The 2,319-nt window shown below is 68.0% G+C and carries 2 protein-coding genes and 1 pseudogene; all 3 read right to left on the bottom strand.

The features are described from left to right. Positions 1-1,265: pseudogene (locus tag V7053_RS18805) on the bottom strand (amino acid transporter); the annotation flags it as partial. A gap of 141 nt (positions 1,266-1,406) precedes the next feature. Next, on the bottom strand, positions 1,407-2,093 hold the full coding sequence (locus V7053_RS18800; RefSeq protein ID WP_334173776.1) for a response regulator: 687 nt from the start codon (positions 2,091-2,093) through the stop codon (positions 1,407-1,409). 1 nt (position 2,094) lies between these two features. After that, the coding region (locus V7053_RS18795; RefSeq protein ID WP_334173775.1) for a sensor histidine kinase at positions 2,095-2,319 on the bottom strand (225 nt) is incomplete at its 5' end.

The raw sequence follows: 2,319 nt of genomic DNA, 5'->3' as shown, positions 1-2,319 counted from the left end.
AGGACGCCGGTCGCGTAGGCGCCGCCCTGGGCGTCCACGTTGGCCGCGAAGATCAGCGTGATGAGGAACCCGATTGCGGTGAAGACGAGGACGAGGGGGCGGGTCGCCTTGGTCCACTGCGGGGCCATGCCGTAGCGGGGCAGGTAGCGGGGCACGAGGTTCAGCAGGCCCGCCATTGCAGATGCTCCAGCGAACCAGAGGATGGCGATCGTGCTCAGGTCGTAGATCGAGCCGAAGACGACGCCGAGGTCCTCGTGGGCAAGGAGCGCGAGCGCGCGTCCGTCGGCTGCGCCTCCCGGCTGGAACTCCTTTTCAGGGATCAGGACCACGGTGGTGAAGCTGGATGTGACGAGGAACGCGCTCATGATGACGGCGGCCGTGCTCAGGAGGCGCTTGGTACCGCGAATGCGCCCCCTCGGTTGTTCCTCTGTGTCGGTCGCATCTCCTCTGATCTGCGGCATGACGGCTACTCCGGTCTCGAAACCGGACATGCCGAGGGCCAGTTTGGGGAACACGAGCACTGCGACGGCGAGCATGAGGACGGGGTTTCCATGCGAGGTGAGCATCGCCTGCCACCAGTCGTTCACCTGGATCGGATGCTCGAGTGCGAGACCGATGGTGACGGCGACGAGGATGGCATTGAGCCCCAAATAGAGTCCCACCAGGACCACGGCCACGCCGATCGCCTCCTTGAAGCCCCTGAGGAACACCGCCGCAAGCAGAGCCAGCAGGAACAGGGTGACCGCGATGTTCTGTCCCTGCAGCCAGCCGGGGGTGAGCGGGTTGCCGATCAGGTGGGCGGCGGCGTCCGCCGCCGACAGGGTCATGGTGATCATGAAGTCGGTCGCGGCGAAGCCGAGCAAGGCAAGCACGAAGAACTTGCCGCCCCAGCGCGGCAGGAGGCGTTCCAACATCGCGATCGAGCCCGATCCGTGTGGACTCTCTTCGGAGACGCGCCGGTACACGGGGAGGGCCCCGAAGAGGGTGACGACGACGAGGACCAGGGTGGCCAAGGGTGAGAGCACCCCAGCCGCCACCGCCGCAATCGCTGGCTGGTAGCCCAGGGTGGAGAAGTAGTCGACGCCGGTCAGGCACATGACCTGCCACCACGAGTGCTTCTTCTCATCGACGCGCGGTATCGCGTGGGGGCCTTGGTGGAGGGCCTGGGTCTGATGCAGGTCATGGAGCAACCAGGCTTTGAACGAACGGCCTGGCTCGGCCCTGCCCGGCCTCGGCTCGGCGGGAGGCCGGCTGAGCGTGGTCATCTTTGCCATCCCCTCTTGTTGGTCTCGCTGGCTCTGTCCTTGGGTGATGCACGCGACGCTAACACCGCCCGGAACGGTTGGACTGTCGCTTTATGCATCCTTTATGCCCGGTGGAGCTCGGAGAAACGCCTGGGGCAGGTTTCAGTTCACGGCCGGAGTCTCGAACCGATAGCCTCGCCCCGGTTCGGTGATGAGGTGGCGGGGATTCGCCGGGTCTGCCTCGAGCTTCCGGCGCAGCTGGGCCATGTACACCCGGAGGTACTGGGTTTCCTCTCCATAGGCTGGTCCCCAGACGGTCTGAAGCAGCTGCCGTTGCGTGACGAGCTTGCCGCGGTTGGCGACGAGCATCTGCAGCACGCCCCACTCTCGGGGGGTGAGGTGAACTCGCTCGCCCTGGCGCGTGACCGTGGCGGCACCGAGGTCGATCAGAAGGTCGCCCGCGTCGATCACCCCGCCCGGCGCCGCGTGGGCTGAGCGGCGTTCGACGGCGCGCAGCCGGGCGAGCAGCTCGTCGAGCCCGAACGGCTTGGTCACGTAGTCGTCCGCCCCGGCGTCCAGCGCCTCCACCTTGTCCGCGGACCCATGCCGGGCCGAGAGGACCACGATCGGCATGTCGGACCACCCGCGGATCCCGCGGATCACCTCGGACCCGTCGATGTCCGGCAGGCCCAGGTCCAGCACGAGCACGTCCGGCGGCCGTGAAGCGGCCAGGCGCAGGGCCTCGGTCCCGTTCGCCGCGACCGTCACGCTGTAGCCCTCGGCGCGCAGATTGATCTGCAGCGCGCGCAGCAGCTGCGGCTCGTCGTCGACCACGAGCACCCTCTTCACATCAGTCCCCTTCCTCGTCCCGGGGGCCCGCGTAGAGCGGCATCCGGATCACCATCGTCAGGCCGCCGCCCGGGGTCGGTTCCGCGGCGAGCACCCCGCCCATCGCCTCGACGAAGCCCTTCGCGACGGCGAGCCCCAGGCCGATCCCCGGCCCCTTCCCCTCGTCGCCGAGCCGCTGGAACGGCTGGAACATCGCCATGACGCGCTCGGGTGGGACGCCGGTGCC

Origin of the sequence: Sinomonas sp., assembly GCF_036848755.1 — a bacterium.
Taxonomy (GTDB): domain Bacteria; phylum Actinomycetota; class Actinomycetes; order Actinomycetales; family Micrococcaceae; genus Sinomonas.
The sequence above is the reverse complement of the archived record's forward strand: the minus strand, read 5'-3'. Positions and strand labels throughout refer to the sequence as shown.